The organism is Vibrio pacinii DSM 19139, assembly GCF_000711795.1.
In the GTDB taxonomy this organism is placed as follows: Bacteria; Pseudomonadota; Gammaproteobacteria; order Enterobacterales; family Vibrionaceae; genus Vibrio; species Vibrio pacinii.
This window is the reverse complement of the sequence record NZ_KL543976.1, coordinates 41765-60645: the sequence shown is the minus strand read 5'-3', so window position 1 is coordinate 60645 and position 18881 is coordinate 41765. Positions and strand designations below refer to the sequence as shown.

14 protein-coding genes are annotated in these 18881 nt (G+C 45.4%); 5 read left to right on the top strand and 9 right to left on the bottom strand.

The features are described from left to right. Nucleotides 1–29 precede the first annotated feature (29 nt). The gene (locus BS19_RS15295) at nucleotides 30–995 is read left to right on the top strand and encodes a TDT family transporter (RefSeq protein WP_038176441.1); all 966 of its coding nucleotides are present in this window, start codon (nucleotides 30–32) and stop codon (nucleotides 993–995) included. A gap of 199 nt (nucleotides 996–1194) precedes the next feature. Beyond that, nucleotides 1195–2382: an alpha-hydroxyketone-type quorum-sensing autoinducer synthase gene (gene cqsA, locus BS19_RS15290; protein WP_281170139.1), complete on the top strand. Its 1188-nt coding sequence runs from the start codon at nucleotides 1195–1197 to the stop codon at nucleotides 2380–2382. Between the two features lie 26 nt (nucleotides 2383–2408). Here the strand turns inward: cqsA and BS19_RS15285 are convergent, their stop codons facing one another. The 4 genes from BS19_RS15285 to BS19_RS15270 form a co-directional block, all read right to left on the bottom strand. After that, nucleotides 2409–4466, bottom strand: a complete 2058-nt coding sequence (locus tag BS19_RS15285) for a hybrid sensor histidine kinase/response regulator (protein WP_038176439.1) — start codon at nucleotides 4464–4466, stop codon at nucleotides 2409–2411. A 114-nt stretch (nucleotides 4467–4580) separates the two neighbouring features. Next, a complete protein-coding gene (locus tag BS19_RS15280) occupies nucleotides 4581–7622 on the bottom strand; it encodes an AAA family ATPase (protein ID WP_038176438.1) in 3042 nt (1013 codons plus the stop codon). Nucleotides 7623–7631: 9 nt separating this feature from the next. Continuing rightward, complete coding sequence (locus BS19_RS15275; protein WP_038176436.1) at nucleotides 7632–8762, bottom strand: exonuclease SbcCD subunit D; 1131 nt, start codon at nucleotides 8760–8762, stop codon at nucleotides 7632–7634. 184 nt (nucleotides 8763–8946) lie between these two features. Then, nucleotides 8947–10032, bottom strand: coding sequence for a ketoacyl-ACP synthase III (locus BS19_RS15270; protein ID WP_038176434.1), 1086 nt, complete (start codon nucleotides 10030–10032; stop codon nucleotides 8947–8949). Between the two features lie 111 nt (nucleotides 10033–10143). On the opposite strand from BS19_RS15270, the gene trxC reads away from it, so the two are divergent. The 3 genes from trxC (at nucleotide 10144) to BS19_RS15255 (ending at nucleotide 12592) form a co-directional block, all read left to right on the top strand. Beyond that, nucleotides 10144–10578, top strand: coding sequence for a thioredoxin TrxC (trxC, locus tag BS19_RS15265; protein WP_038176432.1), 435 nt, complete (start codon nucleotides 10144–10146; stop codon nucleotides 10576–10578). Between the two features lie 198 nt (nucleotides 10579–10776). After that, the gene (locus BS19_RS15260; protein WP_038176793.1) at nucleotides 10777–11937 is read left to right on the top strand and encodes an MFS transporter; all 1161 of its coding nucleotides are present in this window, start codon (nucleotides 10777–10779) and stop codon (nucleotides 11935–11937) included. 217 nt (nucleotides 11938–12154) lie between these two features. Beyond that, a complete protein-coding gene (locus tag BS19_RS15255) occupies nucleotides 12155–12592 on the top strand; it encodes a DUF4174 domain-containing protein (protein WP_038176430.1) in 438 nt (145 codons plus the stop codon). A 51-nt stretch (nucleotides 12593–12643) separates the two neighbouring features. On the opposite strand, the gene nirD is transcribed toward BS19_RS15255, so the two are convergent. The 5 genes from nirD to BS19_RS15230 form a co-directional block, all read right to left on the bottom strand. Further along, nucleotides 12644–12973: a nitrite reductase small subunit NirD gene (gene nirD, locus BS19_RS15250; RefSeq protein WP_038176428.1), complete on the bottom strand. Its 330-nt coding sequence runs from the start codon at nucleotides 12971–12973 to the stop codon at nucleotides 12644–12646. Continuing rightward, nucleotides 12973–15456: a nitrite reductase large subunit NirB gene (gene nirB / locus BS19_RS15245; protein WP_038176426.1), complete on the bottom strand. Its 2484-nt coding sequence runs from the start codon at nucleotides 15454–15456 to the stop codon at nucleotides 12973–12975. The genes nirD and nirB overlap by 1 nt, the downstream gene beginning before the upstream one ends. Nucleotides 15457–15466: 10 nt before the next feature. Continuing rightward, nucleotides 15467–16321, bottom strand: coding sequence for an ABC transporter ATP-binding protein (locus tag BS19_RS15240; protein WP_038176425.1), 855 nt, complete (start codon nucleotides 16319–16321; stop codon nucleotides 15467–15469). A gap of 12 nt (nucleotides 16322–16333) precedes the next feature. Then, complete coding sequence (locus BS19_RS15235; protein ID WP_038176423.1) at nucleotides 16334–17302, bottom strand: ABC transporter permease; 969 nt, start codon at nucleotides 17300–17302, stop codon at nucleotides 16334–16336. 68 nt (nucleotides 17303–17370) lie between these two features. Beyond that, nucleotides 17371–18744 carry a CmpA/NrtA family ABC transporter substrate-binding protein gene (locus BS19_RS15230; protein WP_038176422.1) on the bottom strand — a complete coding sequence of 458 codons (1374 nt, stop codon included), beginning with the start codon at nucleotides 18742–18744 and terminating at the stop codon, nucleotides 17371–17373. Nucleotides 18745–18881 lie beyond the last annotated feature (137 nt).

Here is an 18881-nt window from a genome sequence, read left to right as displayed (position 1 = left end):
TCGGTTTAATAATGAACTAAGGATTAGACTTGTTCAACTGGCGACGTTTCACTCAATTTCAGAGTGTCCCACCTTCTCAAGCAGGATTAGCGCTTGGTATGATTGGTCTTGGACATGCTTGGGCACTTTATATTCCTGAAATAGGTCAAACTATTCGCCCTTATATGGCCGGAATGGGTGCGTTTCTGCTGCTACCCGTTCTAGTCAAGTACCTTAGTAGTTACAGTACCTTTATCACCGACATCCGTCACCCGCTTCGGGGCAGCTTAATGGCACCGATGAGTATGGCGCTGCTGATTCTTAGTGACTATTTAGCGATAATCTCCCCGATCATTGCATATCCAATATGGTTCGCCGCATTATTACTGCACCTGTCGATGATGCTGCTATTTTTTACCTTTCAACTGCTCAATTTCAAAATGTCGAATATTGTACCAAGCTGGTTTCTGTATCCGGTTGGGGTTATTAGTAGCTCATTGGCTGGTACTCAATTTGGCCATACGTTATTTTCTGAAACCTTAGTCATGGTCTGTATTACCATCTACTTTTTTATGCTGCCTCTGGTGCTATACCGATTGGTTTTTGAGGGTATGCTACCTAAACAAGCCAGGCCGACATTAGCTATTATGGCCGCCCCCGTTAACCTCACGCTCGCGACCTACTTGGTCAACTTTGCCGAGCCTGATCCTATATTAACCGGTGCGCTGGCAGGTATAGCGATTACCATGACGTTACTGATCTACTTATGTTATATCCGTTTAATGCGACTTAAATTCCAACCATCAATCGCAGCGGTCACCTTTCCTTCAGTGATCAGTGCCATCGCGATGCATCGCCTAACCAGTTTTTTTGCTGACGAGTATCCACAATGGTATTGGTTACATAACTTTGGTTTGTTTGAGTTGTCGGTGGCGACTGGTTTAGTTATTTGGGTAACCTTAGGCTACGTAAAAATGTACTGGCCGGAGGTTTTTACTCAAAATCCAATCGAATAAAACATTGCATCAATAAAAAAAACGGTATGTTTATTAATTAGTTAAGACTGGTTAAGCCTAGCGGTATAATGTAAGCACGAATACCATTGATATTTTTATTTGTAACTATACACGCAAACACTAAATGATCGACTCGTAATATTATCAAAACTGATTCATATATTCTCTGTCAAATGGCGCTGACTTCAACAAAGGATATATGAAGATGAATAAACTAAATAATTATTCGACCCTACCTCGATTCGTTAATGATAAATTAAATTATTATCTTAATGACTTAATTTACTCAAATAATAATAAACATCACCTCGTTTTAGGTGCGGTACCGACCGAAAAAGATCTGGTCATTCAAAGTAATGACTATTTAGACTTATCGAATAATCTAGAAATTATAGAACACCACATAAGCGCTATTCGCAAACGGAAAAATAGCCCGTTTATGTCTGGGATCTTTTTACAAAATGAAACAGCTAAACCACAAGTCGAGATACAATTGGCCAACTACACAGGATTCCAGTCTTGCTTGTTATCCCAATCAGGTTGGGCTGCGAATCTGGCATTACTACAAACGATTTGTGACAGTTCTACTCAGATCTATGTCGATTTTTTTGCCCATATGTCACTGTGGGAAGGGGCTCGAATCGCAGGTGCTGATATCCACCCTTTTATGCACAATAATGTAAAGCATTTAAGTAAACTGATTAAACGCCATGGCCCTGGAATCGTCTTGGTAGATTCGATTTACAGCACGATAGGTACCATCGCTCCCCTGGCCGACCTTATCGCCGTGGCGAAAGAGAACGGTTGTGCAATTTTGGTTGATGAGTCTCATTCACTTGGTACTCACGGGGAACAAGGACGCGGATTACTTCATCAGCAGAACCTGACCCACTTAGTTGATTTTATGACCGCAAGTTTAGCCAAGACGTTTGCCTATCGCGCTGGCGCAATTTGGTGTAACAATCAAGCCGATAAATGCATCCCCTTTGTCGGCTATCCCGCTATATTTAGCTCAGCGATGCTACCGTATGAACTCGACAGACTAGACAAAACGCTCGAAGTGATACAACGCAGTGATGACAAGCGTCAGCGTTTAGAAGAAATCAGCCACTCTATTAAAACGGAATTAATTGATATTGGCATTAGCGTACGCAGTCATTCACAAATAATTGCATTAGAAACAGGAGATGAAAGAAACACTGAGAAAGTGAGAGATTACTTGGAGTCAAATGGTATATTTGGAGCGGTGTTTTGTCGCCCTGCAACACCGCGCAATAAAAATATTATTCGCTTTTCACTCAATAGTTCGATCACGGATGACCAAGCTGATAAGTTAATTAACGTTTGCCGCCAGGCTTATAAAAATCAAAACTTATATATTTTGTAATATATAAAAGCCCACGAGGTGGGCTTTTATATCCAGTTTGCAACTTTATCAAGTAATAAACTGGTATCTGCAGGTTTAACAATAAAGTCATTCATACCGACTTGTTGGATTTTTTCTATCGTTTCTGGGCTCGAATCGCCGGTATAAGCCAATATGGGTATACTTGAATACGTTGCTTGTGACTGGCGGATTGACTCAGTCGCTTGCAAGCCATCGATTAAAGGCATCTCGAGATCCATGATGATTAAGTCCACTTGGCGCTCTGCTATTACGCTAAGCGCTTGCTGTCCATCCTCCGCTTGCAATACGTCAAAGCCTTGTTGCTCGAGTAAAATAGCGGTGTAAGTTCTCAGTGAGTGGTTATCGTCAGCCAATAAGATGGTTTTCCCTGTCACTACACGCTTACGCGGTAAAAGATTTCGATTTGTGCTCGGAGTTTCAAACAGCAATTCATCTAATATTGCCCCCGTTTTTAGTAAAAAGGTATGCACCTCAACTGGATACACGGTTAAATGGCGTTCAATATCATTGTGATAGCGATTTTGTTGATTAAACAGAAATACGATCCGCCCTTCAGTGAAATGCAGTTTACTCTCAAGCTCGTGTAAGGCGTCTGGGTTATCTATCGCTTCGTCTAGATTGATAATGATGAGGTCAAATTCAAATTCATACTCTTGTTTATTGCGCGCTGCTTCCAGTGATAACTGACGCAGGCGAAAACCGCGATAAAAAGCCTCTTCGTTGATCAGGCGAAATGGTTTGCTCTGGCCGCCAATATAAAGTATAGATTTTGATTTCATGATATCGGCTTTAATGTTGGCCACTTCTTTTGAGTTGTACAGAGGAAAACGCAGTGTAAACTCCGTCCATTGACCGAGCTCAGAGCGACAGCATATCTGCCCCCCTAAGGCAACCATGACTTTACGACAAAAAGGCAAGCCCAAACCATAACTGCCTGTTTTACCAAAGGTATAGAAATCTTCAAATACATTGTCTAGCACATCAGGCTCAATGCCAACACCATTATCAGTAAACACCAATTCATTGTGCCGTTCAAAACACCTCAGTTCGACTGATATTTTAAACCCGCTATCGTTTTGGTAGTAAAAGGCATTTTTGAGTAGGTTGTACAACGCATATTTTATTAGCGCATCACTGCCAAAAAAATCAAAGTCATCTCCGGGCAATAAGTTAACGGCCTGTTTGTCTTTGCCACTCTTATACGCAAAACTTCGCAATGATCCTTCCACAACATGACGAATAGAGTGCTTCTTAAACGTATTTCTTGAGACTCGATTTTCATCAATTGAAGTAAGAAGCAAATCAATGGTTTCATTACCAGTACGAATCACTTCATCGGCATCAGTCAGAATTTCTCGCGCAATGGCTACCTCCTGGTCGGTTAACTTGTAACTAGCAGCGTGACTGTTATTCAGTGGTGGCAGCAATGAGTCAAGTACGTCTAAAGAGGATTTAAGTGCACTGAGAGGGTTGCGCATTTCATGAGCGATACCCGCACCAAATGATTTAGCGAGCGACACTTTAACCTCATGACCCGCTTGATTACGAAAGTAAAATAAATTACCAAAAACATAGGTAAACAGAAAAATCGGAATGTAGGGCAAAACCATTTGTTGCTGAACGGCTTCTAGATCAAAACCATAAACGATGAAGTAGGCAGCGGCTATAGCAACGACTGCCTGAGAAAGCATCAAACGTGTTTGGTGGATCAGTAGGACATGTAAGAAGATCGAGGCCATAAAAGACATTGCCCAAATCGTTGACCATTCATTCATAAACATCATGAAGCTAAAGAAAAATGGTAGACAAATACCGATAGAGACAAAGTAATATTCAGCTAAATACCGTTGCAAATATTTAGGTAGATAGAGTCGCAGAGCAATACCAGCAAACAGCACTGAGCATGCTATACGCAGGGTAAGGTTCTCATACGGCTGAGGAAAAAGTTCACTCCAAATATAATAATAAGTAGGAAAACCAATCAGCCCCATCCACCCAACCAAAGTGAGGTTGGGCTCAGCATATTGATAGACCTTACGAATCGAGTCTAGAATTGCGTCCATTCACTTCCTTACCGCGCAAAGCAGCCCCGGTGGTTATTTTAAATTTCATCGTGCTAATTAAGTTTTAGCACATTTTATCTAAAGCCTACGCTCAGTAGAGCATTGACACTTTGTTTATGTGACCACTAGCTGAATTGTGCTTCCTACTCGGCTCGAAAAAACATCGATCCTTTGTGACATCTGCTCTTTAAGTTCACTGACATGCGAGATGATGCCGATCATTCTTCCAGATTGCTGTAAGTCGACCAACGTCTGGATGGCCAGATCCAGTGACTCAGGATCCAAACTGCCAAAGCCTTCATCTATAAACAAGGTATCAAGGCGAATACCTCCGCTGTATGACTGCACCACATCAGAAAGCCCAAGCGCCAGCGCCAGTGCTGCCATAAAAGATTCACCGCCCGATAAAGTGGCGACATCGCGCGCTTTACCCGTGTAACCATCCTCAACACTCAAGTCTAGGCCTCGGCCTGCCGCCCCTTTAAATCCATCCGTTTTACGCACCAGTTGATAACGACCTTTACTCATCAATGACAAACGTTGCGAGGCCTGAATAAGCACATCATCGAGCAATACACCGAGCACAAATCGATGCAAGCTGACTCGACTACCTGTTTTACCACTGGTCACATCATATAAAGTACCATAAACCTTATATTGCGCCTCAAGTTGGCTGTTCTTATCATGCAAACGTGCAATGTCTTGCTGGACTTTTTCAACACGTTGATACTCAGAATAGACACTATCAAGCTTGTTACGTAAAATTTGGTACTCAGCATTGGCCGTGGCCAACTCTGTTTCGATTGCGCCTAATTGTGGTTTGTCGACCTGTTTTAACTGTTCGGCTAGATCTGCGATAGTTTGCTCTATCTTGGTCGTCTGCTGGTTATAGTCATTAAGCGTCTTCTGCCACTGCTCTAGCTGTTCATCTGACGTTTTGCCTTCAATAAACTGTTGTTCGTTGTCGAGTGTCGACTCGGCAAGTTCTGCCTGCCACTGTTGTTCGATTAAGCTCAACTGATGCGCCGCTTTGTCGAGAAGTTCACGATTTGTTTTGGCTTGACTCTCAATGTCAGCAATAACAAGATCCGCTTGTTTACTGGCCTGCTGCGCCGTCTCTAACGCCAGCTTAAGCTGCTCGATTTTCTGGTAGTTTTGCTGATAATGCTGCTGCACAACCTCTAACGAGGTGTACTTAACATCGTAGCTAGAAATTAACTTTTGCAGTTGCTGCTTTTGCACCGTCAGTGCAGAGTTATTTGCCAACTTTTGCTCTTTAAGCTGGCTAATTTTCTCTTCGCCGTTAATACAACGTTGGTTTAACTCAACAACTAATTTTTCCATGGCGTCTAAATCAATTAACGACAGAGATTCAAGTTTTTGCTTTTGCTGATTGATCGCTTCTGACAAGGACTTGATGTCACGACTCGCATGCTGACCAAGATCCTGTTGTGCTTGCGCAATTAATTTAGATTGCTGAGCTATCGCGTGTTGATGCTGTTCAAGGCTATTACTGGCGCGATTATACGCATCTAGCGCAGCACGTTCTTGCTCGCGTGCCTGCTGCACTGCTTGTTTCGAGATTTGTTGATCGACACTTGGCGCCGGAGCGGGATGCTCGCAACTACCGCACACTGGGCACGCAAGCCCAGCTTGTAATTTCTGCGCCAAAATAGACGCTTGCGCGCTATGCCAGTTCATCTCAAGTTGATTGGCGTGTTGCTGACTAGCGTTTAGCGCCTTACTGGCTTGATCTAATGTTGTGCGCTTACTATCGGTTTGTGACTCAAGCGTAACGAGTTCCACTTTAAGCTTGTCGAGTTTGCTCAAGTCAGACAGTACACGTTGATTGCCAATCAGTTCAGCTTCAAGTGACACCTTTTGCGTGACATCTTTACGTGCTTGTTCCAGTTTCTTGGCACCACTTTCAGCATCAACCGCCAACTGATCTTTTAACGCTTGATACTTTACCAACTTGTTCGTTAAATCAGTCTTGTTCGCTTCTAACTGATTAACTTGCTGTTCGAGTTCTGCTTTCTCACCCAGTCTTACTTTCACTTGCTCAAGTTGGTAGCCTTGCTCTGTCAGTGATGTCAATTGTTCAGCGTTTTTCTGTGCAATGTCTAATTGTTGCAGGCTACTTTTTCGTTGTTGCTCGGCTTCAGTTTGACGTTGTTCAATAGTGGCGATATTACTTTTAAACTCAGCATGCTGTTTTAACGCGCTTTGCAAACTCGAATAAGTTACAGCCAACTTTCTAGCTTGAAGGGCGAGCTGAATCTTCCCACTCAGCGCATCAATGGCAGGACGATTACTTTGATGAGAGAGCAAACTTGCTTTGCTTGCCTCTAGCTTAGTAAATTGTTCGGTTACTGCTTGCGCTTTTTGCAACTTACTCTGAACAAGATTGACGTTATCTCTTTGGGCCTGCTCGCCTGCTTTGGCCTCTTCGAGCTCTTGAGCTAGTTGCGTATGTCGCTCGGCAAGCGCATGCTCACTATTTACTTCAGCCACCTGCAGCGCGCCGCGAATTTGGTTGTCAAACTCATCTTTCGCTTTACTGATAGCACTTGCTTTATCTTTCAGTGCGTATTCAATCTTTTTATACACATCTGTTTGAAACAGTTGGCCAAATATCGCTTCTCGCTCTTTTGAACTCGCCAGTAACAGTTCGCGAAACTTGCCTTGAGGAAGCACCATCACCTGACGGAATTGGGTTTCGTTAAGCCCTAACAGTGCCGTCACTTCCCCTTTTACCTGCGCTGTTTTACTGGTGATAAGTTTTTCTTCACCATCAATCTGATAAAGCGCGGCGGTGTGTTTGCGCGTTGTGGTGCCCTCACCACGCGCTTTCGGTGCTTGCTGCTCTGGCGCACGCTTAACCCGATAGTGCTTATTATTGAGTTCGAATTCCAGCTCAACTTCCGTTGCGACATCAAGTGCCGCTTGGTCGCAGCGCATTTGTATACCTTGCCGCTCATTACTGGTGGTTTCACCGTACAACGCGAAACAGATCGCATCGAGAATAGAGGTTTTGCCTGAGCCTGTTGGTCCATTAATCAAAAACAGCGGATGGCTACCTAATTGGGTAAAATCAATCACTTCTGTCGTGGCAAAAGGGCCAAATGCTTGAATGGTTAATTTGGTCGGTTTCATTGCTCGCCCTTATTGCTGATTTAGCTGTTTGATGATGTCGAGAATGGCTTGTTCTTGCTCATCACTCAGCGGTGTATCTTGCGCTTCAAGGAAAAAGTCACGGAACATATCAACTTCACTACGAGCCAGTTTAGCCGCCGCCATTTGTTGCTCAACGCCAATCAACATGCCCGGTTTTTCTAGATGTAATACATTGGGGTAGCTGACCCGAAGCTTTTCCATTGGGTTTAAAATCGCGTGCTTATCAAGTAACCGCACTAACAGATAATCGTGGTTATTTGGGTCCGTTTTGCCTTGTTCAACAATCGATTCCAGTTCCGCTTCGATAATCCGCATTTGATGGGGCGCGACCAAATCAATGTGGGTCGCATTTAAAAAACCCTCTTTACCAAACTCAACTAGCGTCATGCCCTTTTTCTGATGTTGCTCAGAGAAGCTGTATTTCATCAGCGAACCAGAATAACGGATATAATCTGCGCCTTTTTTCTGCGGTTGATGAAGATGCCCGAGCGCGACGTAATCGAACGGGATGAAATGCTCATGACTGACGCGATCTGAGCCGCCGATAGACAACGGACGTTCTGACTCCGATTCAATCGCTCCGTCAACAAAGCAGTGACTGATCAACACGTTGCGCTGTCCAGGTTTAAATTGCTGTTGAATTTGCTGCGAAAGGTATTGATGCGCTTGATCGTGCGTCGAAACTGACTGTTTAAAATGATGGCGAACTAACTCAGGATCGTTATAAGGCATGCCATAAAAGGCAACTGGACCGAGATCCGACTCAATCACCACTGGCTGCAACATCTGCTCAAAATTACTGATAATATGCAGCCCTGCGGTTTTCATACGTCCCGAGCCAAAGCCAAGACGCTGCGCACCATCGTGATTACCAGGAATAAGAATGATAGGCACGCCAAGCTCACCACAGACACGATCAACAAAATCATTCATCACTTCAATCGCAGCTGTTGGCGGAACGGAGCGATCATACAGGTCGCCTGCAATTACCATCGCATCCACTCGGTTAGCCTTGAGGTAATCAATGATCTGCTCAAGCACCACTTTTTGGTCTTCTAGCAGAGAGACGTTATGAAATTGACGGCCTAAGTGCCAATCAGAGGTATGAAGAAACTTCATGTAAACCCTTTATCATTCTTATGCTTTGCCCGATATAATACTGACTTCTCAACGATTTTTCTGTAGCGAATTGAGTAATGCAGAATATAGTGACTGTTTTTGCTCGCGTGAGCGCACATCGTGTTCGAGAAATAAAAAACCGCGCCTGACGCGCGGTTTGATCACTTTGCTTTATAGCAGAAGATTATTGCCCTTTGCGCTGGCAGTATTCAATCGCTTCACTAAGCAATTCCAGAGCAGATTTATCACACTCAGGTAACTTAGCTTCACTGTAGCCTAGTGGGGTCACGCGCTCGCCCCACTTAATGTGCCCGGCTCCCCATGTAAGACCCGCACCAAAGGCTGCCAACAATAAGTTATCGCCAGGTTTAACAAAACCTTGCTCAAGCGATTCACACAGCGCAATCGGCACGGTTGCTGCCGACGTGTTGCCGTAGTTATGGATGTTAACAAAGGCTTTATCTTGGCTAATACCAGCTAGGTCGCATAAGGTTTGAATAATGCGGATGTTCGCTTGATGGGGAATCACCACATCAACGTCATCAGTAGACAACTCGCTTCGCGTTAACACGCTATGTGCCGCAGCGCCCATCCCTTTCACGGCGCGCTTAAAGATCTCTTTGCCGACAAAGTTAAAGTCCCAGTAGCCGTTCTCTGCTGCAAAACGATCCATTGAGGTGCCAAATTTCGGCACTGATAAAATATCTCGCCCTTTTGAATCACAGCCCAATTGTGCTTGTTGCAGTCCAACTTGTTGTTCTGTACGGCTCAAAACCACGGCGCCAGCACCATCACCAAACAAAACGGCCGTATCACGCATCGTCCAGTCAATAAAGAACGACAATCGCTCCGCGCCAACAACAACTGCATTTTGATAGTTACCAGCCTGCATCAAGCGCGTGGCAGTTTCTAAACCATAAACAAAACCAGTACAAGCAGCGTTTAAATCAAAGGCTGCTGCCGCTTTGATGCCAAGATTTTGCGATACTTTAGACGCAATATTAGGGATTAAAGAGTCCGGTGAGCAAGTGGCGATGATAATAAGATCAATTTCATCGGCCGTTTTACCCGCACACGCCAAAGCATGCTTGACCGCGACGGTTGCCATATCTGAAGTATCAACATGGCTGATTCGACGGTTTTCAATCCCAGTTCGGGTTCGAATCCACTCATCCGATGTATCAAGAAAAGTACTTAAGTCCTCGTTGGAGAGCTTGGTTGGCGGTAGGCATTTCCCCCAACCGACAATTTCTGCATAGAAATTTTTCATTCTGAGCCTATGAATTCATTATTTGTTATTTGTATCACTCGTTCGATTCAGAGTATAACTAGCTATGGCATTTACTGTCACCTAATTGAAAAGAACAACGAGAGAAATATCATGTCTACCTTTAATACACGCTGCCCATCTTGCTCGGGTATCAATCGTATTCCAACAGAGCGCATCAATGAAACGCCAAATTGTGGCAAGTGCCAATCTCCGCTTCTCGACGGTGCGCCTATCGAAGGAACCGAACTTAACTTTAACGCGATTTTGGCTAGTGACGTTCCGGTCGTGGTCGATTTTTGGGCTCCTTGGTGTAATCCTTGTGTCGGCTTTGCACCGATTTTTTCCGACGTCGCTGCCGAGCGCTCAGGAATGGTTCGATTTGTGAAAATTGATACCGAAAGTCAGCAAAACCTTGCAGCACAGCATCAAATTCGTAGCATTCCGACCATTATGGTGTTTAAAAATGGCAAAAGAGTCGACTCCATTAACGGCGCCCTTCCTAAGAGTCAATTTGATCAATGGCTTAACCAGGCACTAACCAAATAAGCTTGTCTATAAAATTACAATTAAAGTGGTCAAAATTGCATAATTTGGCCACTTTTTTTATCTATTATGCACTGCTCATAACGATAAATATTATTTATCGTTATGAGCAAAATCTTTCGCTTTACCTTCAATTGCTTTAACCACATAGTCGCGCCGATTTTTAGTTATTTCTTATTCTATTTGACTGAGGCAAAGACATTGGAAAACACGGTTGCTACGACTTCAAAAGCTCGCATTTCTGTACCAGTTATTGCGCTTGCTCTATATGCAGTCGCATCGGGTTACCTTATGAGCTTGATTCCGCTCATGCTGCCAACGTATGGCTTGGACTTTTCTCTCGCCAGTTGGCTTGCTAGCGTATTTTACGCCGGTCTGCTGATCGGTGCGGTAATGATCGAGCCTTTAGTCAGTAAAGTGGGCCATCGGAACGCCTTTGTTTGGTGTTTAGTCGCGTTTATCGCCACTATCATCGCCCTGCCTTTGCTGCCTTACTCAGCAACTTGGATTGTTGCGCGATTTGTCGCAGGCATGGCAGTGGCTGGCGTGTTTGTCATCGTTGAATCATGGCTGCTCCACGGCGATGAAAGTGCACGCGCTAAACGTCTTGGGCTCTACATGGGTTCACTCTACGGCGGTAGTGCGTTGGGTCAATTAGGCATTGGCGTCATTGGCGTGTCAGGTGGTGTGCCATTTATTGCTATCATTACTTTATTAATTATGGCCGTGGTCGTACTGCTATTTGGAGAGTGTGAACAACCACAAAGCGAACACAGTACACCGCTTTCACTCAAGCAAATTAGCAAGCTCAATCACGCGGCTATTATTGGTTGTATTGTTTCAGGGCTCACGCTAGGCGCAATTTACGGTTTAATGCCTATCGAGCTACAAAAGCGCGGCATCAGTCATAGTGACATTGGTAGCCTGATGGCCGTGGTCATTCTTGGTGGCATGGCTGTGCAACCGATTGTGCCATGGTTGTCGAAGTTCTTTGGACGTACGCTACTGATGGCGATGTTCTGCCTGCTCGGCGTGGCGGCGATCAGTTTCACCTCGATGGTGAGTGGCGTTGACGCGTTAGGTATCGCACTGTTCTTGCTTGGTATGGCGACATTTGCGCTTTATCCTATCGCAATCAACTTAGCTTGTGACAAACTGGACGCGAGTTTTATCGTCTCGGCGACACAAGTCATGCTATTTAGCTACAGTATTGGCTCTGTAGCGGGCCCGGTTGCTGCTGACTGGTTTATGCTAGGGAATCAAGGGCTTATGGGATACTTGTTTGCAGCCTTGCTGGCAACATGTATCTATATGCTGATTGCGAGTGTCAAAACCAAACAACAAACAGTAGCTGGCGAATAACCAACCAGTAGCTGGCGAATAACCAACAAGGGATGCAAAATTGCATCCCTTTTTTGTTTACTGTGACGATTTGAACTTGGTATTCAGCGCGCCACGTTGTGTGCAAGGTCTGCATAGAAATTCTTGATTGAGTGATTAGAAACTGAGCTTAACACCTACACTTAACGTAAAAGAAACGATAGAACGTTTTATGACCGTTAGCCAAGGAGTCAGGGTTATGCGACTATTCTTGCTGATCGCAGCAATAACACTGTTTAGCTCAACAAGTTGGGGCTTTCCTAGTTACTCATCGCAGTGGGCGCATCGAAGTGTGATCTATTTTGCGCCAACCAACGATGAGCACGTTAAACAGTTTTTGCTTGAGACGTTGATCAATAAGTGTCAATTACAAGACCGTGATTTGATTGCACTCGTCGTCACTGAAGATGGTTTTACCCAACCTAAGTGGGTCAAATATGAGTTCAACCTCAATGAACTGTTTGCCGTTTACAATATTGAGCCGGGTTCGCACACTGCTGTGCTGATAGGTAAAGACGGGCATGAAAAATTGCGCTGGGGAAGCGCAACAGATTGGGAACAAGTCAAACGTGTGATTGATCGCATGCCAATGAGAAAACGCGAGATGGCCACCAAAGCCAGTCCATGTTCTGCTTAGTCGCGGTTACAACAATAAAGTGAGCCAACTTGGCCCACTTTCTGTTTTAGGTTAGTGAATTAACACAACGTCTTGACCGACTAGTTGTACTGGCCAGGTTTTGAGTACGATGTCGGGATCTTCAATGCACTGACCGCTTTGCAAACTGAAGTGCTGCTTATAGAGCGGGGACGCGACGCACAACTCACCATGAACGTCACCAACAATACCACGACATAATACGTAAGCTTTACCAATGGGATCCCAGTTTTGAATCGCGAAAACACCTAAATTCGCCAGATAAAAGAGGGCAACTTGTTCTCCGTCTATTAATGCGGCGCGCCCTTCAAAAGGCGTTAACTGCTGTAACTGACATATCGTTACTCGTTCTAGTACTTCCATTAGCCTACCTCCTTAACCGGGATACGTTGTTGACGAACACGTTGATAAGGCAATGCAGTACTGCCCTGATCGGTGTTGACAAAGGGTTTAAATTTGACCAATTTCTCCGGATCCTCTAACGTGCTTTTCCATTCACATTGATAGGTATCAACCACATGTTGCATCTGCGCTTGTAATGATTGCGCCAGACCTAGTGAATCATCAATGACGACTTGTTTTAGGTAGTCAAGCCCACCGTCAAGATTTTCTAACCACACAGACGTGCGCTGCAAGCGATCAGCAGTGCGTACATAGAACATCAGCACACGATCAATCAGCTCAACCAGCTCTGGTTTCGATAAATCGGAGGCAATCAGATCGGCATGCCTTGGTCGCATTCCACCATTGCCACAAACATAAAGGTTCCAACCATTTTCTGTCGCAATCACCCCGATGTCTTTGCTTTGAGCTTCGGCACACTCACGGGTACAACCTGAAACCGCAAACTTTAGCTTGTGCGGCGCACGTAGTCCTTTGTAGCGATTTTCTAGCTCAATCGCTAACCCAACCGAGTCATCAACACCGTAGCGACACCACGTTGAGCCAACACATGATTTCACCGTTCTTAATGATTTACCGTAGGCGTGACCCGTTTCGAATCCGGCATCAATTAATGACTGCCATATTTGCGGTAACTGCTCAATCTGAGCCCCAAACAGATCCACGCGCTGCCCGCCGGTAATTTTGGTATACAAGTCATACTGCTTCGCCACTTCACCTAACGCGATCAGTTTATTTGGAGTGATCTCGCCTCCTGCAACGCGCGGAACCACGGAATAAGAACCATCTTTTTGTAAATTGGCCATAAAGGCGTCATTGGAATCTTGCAACGAACTGTGTTGTGGTTCCATGATGTGTTCATTCCACAATGACGCAAACACCGACGCTGCCGTGGGTTTACACAAATCGCAACCGTGACCTTTACCGTGTTGGCTAAGTAGGGTTTCGAAATCTTTGATCTTCTCGACCTGACACAGATGAAATAATTCTTGGCGTGAAAGCTCAAAGTGTTCACAAATATGATTATTGACTTCAACGCCCATCGCACTCAGTTCAGTATCGAGTACCGTCTTCACCATGTTGCTACAGCCACCACAACCTGTGCCTGCTTTGGTTTGTTGTTTGAGGGTCGCTAAGTCATGCACTCCTGCCTGAATCGCGGTGACTAAGTCCCCTTTAGTGACATTGTGACATGAACAAATGATCGCAGTATCCGCCACTTCGCCTTGTAACATCGAAGTATCGAACAGCAGATTTGCTGCGTGATCAGGCAGTGAGGTTTGATTGAGATAGCACTGAAGCAACGCGTCATAATCGCTATTATCACCGACCAAAATTGCACCCAATAGCTGAGTTCCTGTCTCATCGACCACCAGCTTCTTGTAGATGCCTTTGACGGAATCTTGTAGCACCATTTCCTGAGCACCGTCGGTAACAGAATGTGCGTCGCCAATCGAGGCAACATCTACGCCCAAGAGCTTTAATTTGGTACTCATGTCCGCACCAGTAAAGCCTTTACTCTCACCGGTTAATAGACCATCAGCGGTGACGCGTGCCATCGTGTAACCAGGAGCAACCAGTCCAAAGATCTTCTCCTGCCAAAGGGCACATTCACCGATCGCATAAATATCTTTGTCGCTGGTTTGGCAATGGTTATCGATAACGATGCCACCTCGCTCGCCAACGAGCAATTCGGCTTGGCGCGCTAATGCATCTTGCGGTCGAATACCCGCCGAGAAAATAATCACGTCGACTTCTAACGCCGGTGAGTCTTTAAATACGATTCGGTGACGCGCCGTCTCGCCATCGCAGATTCTCTCGGTGGCGGTTGAGGTGTGCACCGAAAGCCCTAAACCCTCGATTTGTTCTTTGAGCACTTGGCCTGCTGCCTCGTCCAATTGAACAGGCATCAGACGTGGTGCAAACTCAATCACATGCGTCTTCAAACCAAGCAATTTAAGCGCGTTAGCCGCCTCAAGACCAAGTAATCCGCCACCAATTACCGCCCCACTTTTGGCCCCCTGACTGGCGGTTTTAATTTCGGATAAATCATCGAGGGTTCGGTAGACATAGATGTTATCGCGTTGTTTACCCTCAATCGGTGGAACAAAAGGAAATGAGCCCGTCGCTAGTACCAATTTGTCATATCCGATGACGCTATCTTCATCGAGGATTAAATGCTTATTAGATCGATCAATTTTCGTGACTTGACTGCCCAGGAGCAATTCTATGCCATGGCGCGAATACCACTCTTCACTACTCAACATTAAATCTTGGTGGCTTTTTCCTGCGAACAGTGAAGATAGCTGAACTCGGTCATAAGCGATAAAGCGCTCTTCCCCGACAACAGTGATCTTTTTTTCTAAGTGGGCACCACGCTCAACGAGCTGAGCGACGAGGTGATGACCAACCATCCCATTGCCGACAATTACAATATGTTGCATAGTTCTCTCCTTAGGCTAACTTGGCAGACACATCGGCTGCGGATTGGTGACTCACAACAGGTGCCACCGACTTCGACTGTTTTTCATACAAAAAACGCAATACCGATTGTCGATACTTTTGATAGCGTGAATCTTCCGCAAGCGCGACACGATCACGTGGCCTTGGCAGATCGACCGATAATACTTCGCCGATGGTTGCCGCTGGGCCATTGGTCATCATCACTATTTTGTCTGAGAGCAGCACCGCTTCATCTACATCATGAGTAATCATGATCACGGTATTATTTAGCTCTGCCTGTATTTTCATTAAAGAATCTTGCAGGTGTGCGCGCGTTAACGCATCAAGTGCACCAAACGGTTCATCCATCAATAACACTTTCGGCTTGAGTGCTAACGCCCGTGCAATACCTACACGCTGCTTCATTCCTCCTGAAATTTCATCGGGCTTTTTGTCCGCCGCATGAGACATCTGAATCAAGTCGAGGTAGTGATCCACTTGGTGTTGAATCCAACCTTTCATTTCCTGCTGACCGGCGTGCTTGGCCGCAATCTGTTTCACCGCCAGCTCAACGTTTTGATACACGGTTAACCAAGGTAGTAATGAGTGATTTTGAAATACAACCGCTCGCTCGGGGCCCGGACCGCTAACCTCTCGCCCATCGACGATGACACCACCATCGGTCGGTAAATTGAGCCCGGCGACTAAATTAAGCACTGTCGACTTCCCACAACCAGAGTGACCAATTAACGAAATGAACTCGCCTTTATTGATCGCTAAGTTGACATTTTTTAGTGCGATAAATTCGCCATTATTGGTTGGAAAGCGCATCCCTAATTGGGTAAGGTCGAGTAATGGTTTAGACATAGAAAACTCCTTTTAGCGCAATGCCTGCTGTTTATTCCAAGAAAGCCATTTTTGCAGCTGCAACATACCGCGATCGAGCAACAGACCAATCAGACCAATCGTGATAACTGCCACCATAATCCGCCCCAATGATGCCGAACTGCCGTTTTGAAATTCATCCCAAACAAACTTTCCAAGGCCTGGGTTTTGCGCCAGCATTTCTGCCGCAATCAACACCATCCAAGCGATACCAAGTGACAACCGCAAACCGGTGAAAATCATCGGTACTGCAGAAGGCAGCAAAATAATCCTAATGTGGCGCCACCAAGAGAGTTGCAGCACCTTACTCACATTGATGAGGTCTTTGTCGACACTGGTCACCCCGACAGCGGTATTAATAAGAGTTGGCCACAAGCTACATAGGGCAACCGTTAACAGTGAGTTAATAAACGACTTGGCAAACATCGGATCATCGCTGACATAAGTTGCGCTAACGACCATGGTGACAATCGGTAGCCAAGCCAGTGGAGAAACGGGCTTAAGCAGTTGAATAATTGGGTTAAATGCTTGATATGCAGCTTGATTTAACCCCAAAATGATGCCCAACGGAATCGCAATGACAGTGGCGAGTACAAAGCCACTTGCCACTGTGACTAAGCTGGTCACAATCTGGTCGAAAAAGGTCGGTTTGCCCGTATAGGGGCGCAGCTTTACTTGCGCATCTGGATCTTTGGCAAGCTTTGCCGCATTACGTTTTTCTTGACGCTCAATGAACGCCACCCCTTTGGATCGCTCATCCCAGTGCTCCACAACCAGATTGCTAAATTGTTGATAGGTTTGTGCCGGTCCAGGCAGTGTTCCCAGTGACGTTTCTACTTGACGAGCACTAAAGTGCCACATCATTAGGAACACCAAGATTCCGATCAATGGCAATAATATCGCTTTACTTTTACTCGCCATTGCCTCGCGTGTAGGTATTAGAGAGATAACATTACTCGACATAACGACTCCTCATACATCCTTGTTTGTGATAATTCAGTGAGGGACAAAACGTCCCTCTAACCAAGTGGTTAAACCTTATCTTTACCCTTGAGACCAATCGCGAACTTTTTCAAATAAGCGTTGGGCGTGCGTCCGTCATAAACAATATTGTCGATAAAGTGAGTTTGCGGAGCGCGAAAACCGTCTTGCTGCGAAAAGTCAGGAAAGTCTTTACCGCTCAGCACACCATCTTCAACCAAAGCTTGAGCCGCTTGCTGATAGATATCTGGTCGGTAAACTTGTTTAGCGATGTTCATGTACCAATCATCCGGTTTTTCTTCGGCGATTTGGCCCCAACGACGCATTTGAGTGAGATACCAGATCGCATCGCTGTAGTATGGGAACGTCGCGTTGTAGCGAAAGAAAACGTTAAAGTCTGGCACTTCGCGAACGTCGCCTTTTTCATATTCAAACGTGCCTGTCATTGAGTTGGCAATCACTTCATAATCCGCACCAACGTACTCACTTTTAGCCAGTAGTTTGACTGCTTCAGCGCGATTAGCGTTGTTATTTTCATCCAACCAGTACGCGGCGCGGATCAGCGCTTTGACAACGCGAATATGTGTGTTGGGGTACTTTTCAGCCCAGCTTTTCGACACGCCAAACACTTTCTCAGGATTGTTTTTCCAGATTTCGTAATCTGTCACCACTGGGGTGCCAATGCCTTTAAACACCGCTTGCTGATTCCATGGTTCACCAACGCAATAGCCCTCAATCGTTCCCGCTTCCATCGTCGCAGGCATCTGTGGTGGTGGCGTTACACTAAGCAGTACATCGGCATTAAGTTGACCACTATTATCGCCAGCTTGTGGGGCATAGTAACCAGGGTGTATGCCACCTGCGGCTAACCAATAACGCAGCTCGTAGTTATGGGTAGAAACCGGAAAAACCATCCCCATTTTGAAAGGCTTACCTTGATCTAAGTAACCTTCAACGACGGGTTTAAGCGCATCTGCTTTAATCGGGTGAACGGGTTTGCCATCGGCTTGCTTGGCGATATGTGGTTTCATTTGTTGCCACGTTTTATTTGATACGGTAATCGCGTTGCCGTTCAAATCCATACTAAAAGCAGTAATCACCTCAGCTTGGGTGCCGATACCTATCGTCGCACCTAGCGGTTGGCCCGATAACATATGTGCACCATCCAACTCACCATCAATCACTCTATCAAGCAAAACTTTCCAATTGGCCTGAGATTCTAAGGTGACGTATAAACCTTCATCTTCAAAAAAACCTTTCTCGTAGGCGATCGCTAGCGGTGCCATATCGGTCAGCTTAATGAAACCAAACGTTAAGTCTTCGATCTCAGGCTCACCGACTTGCGCCCATGACAACGGGCCATACAAGCTCGAGGTCAATGTTAAGGCCAATGCCGATTGTTTTATCAGTGACGTCCATTTCATAACTTTTCTCCAAATAAAAAAGCGCTACGTCTCCTAAGAGTCGTAGCGCCATTGCTTCCTTTGATTACCGCCGTTGATAATGCCAGGTAGGGTTTTGAACAAATTGTGTTTATTGCTGAAGAGACTGTTCCAAGTAA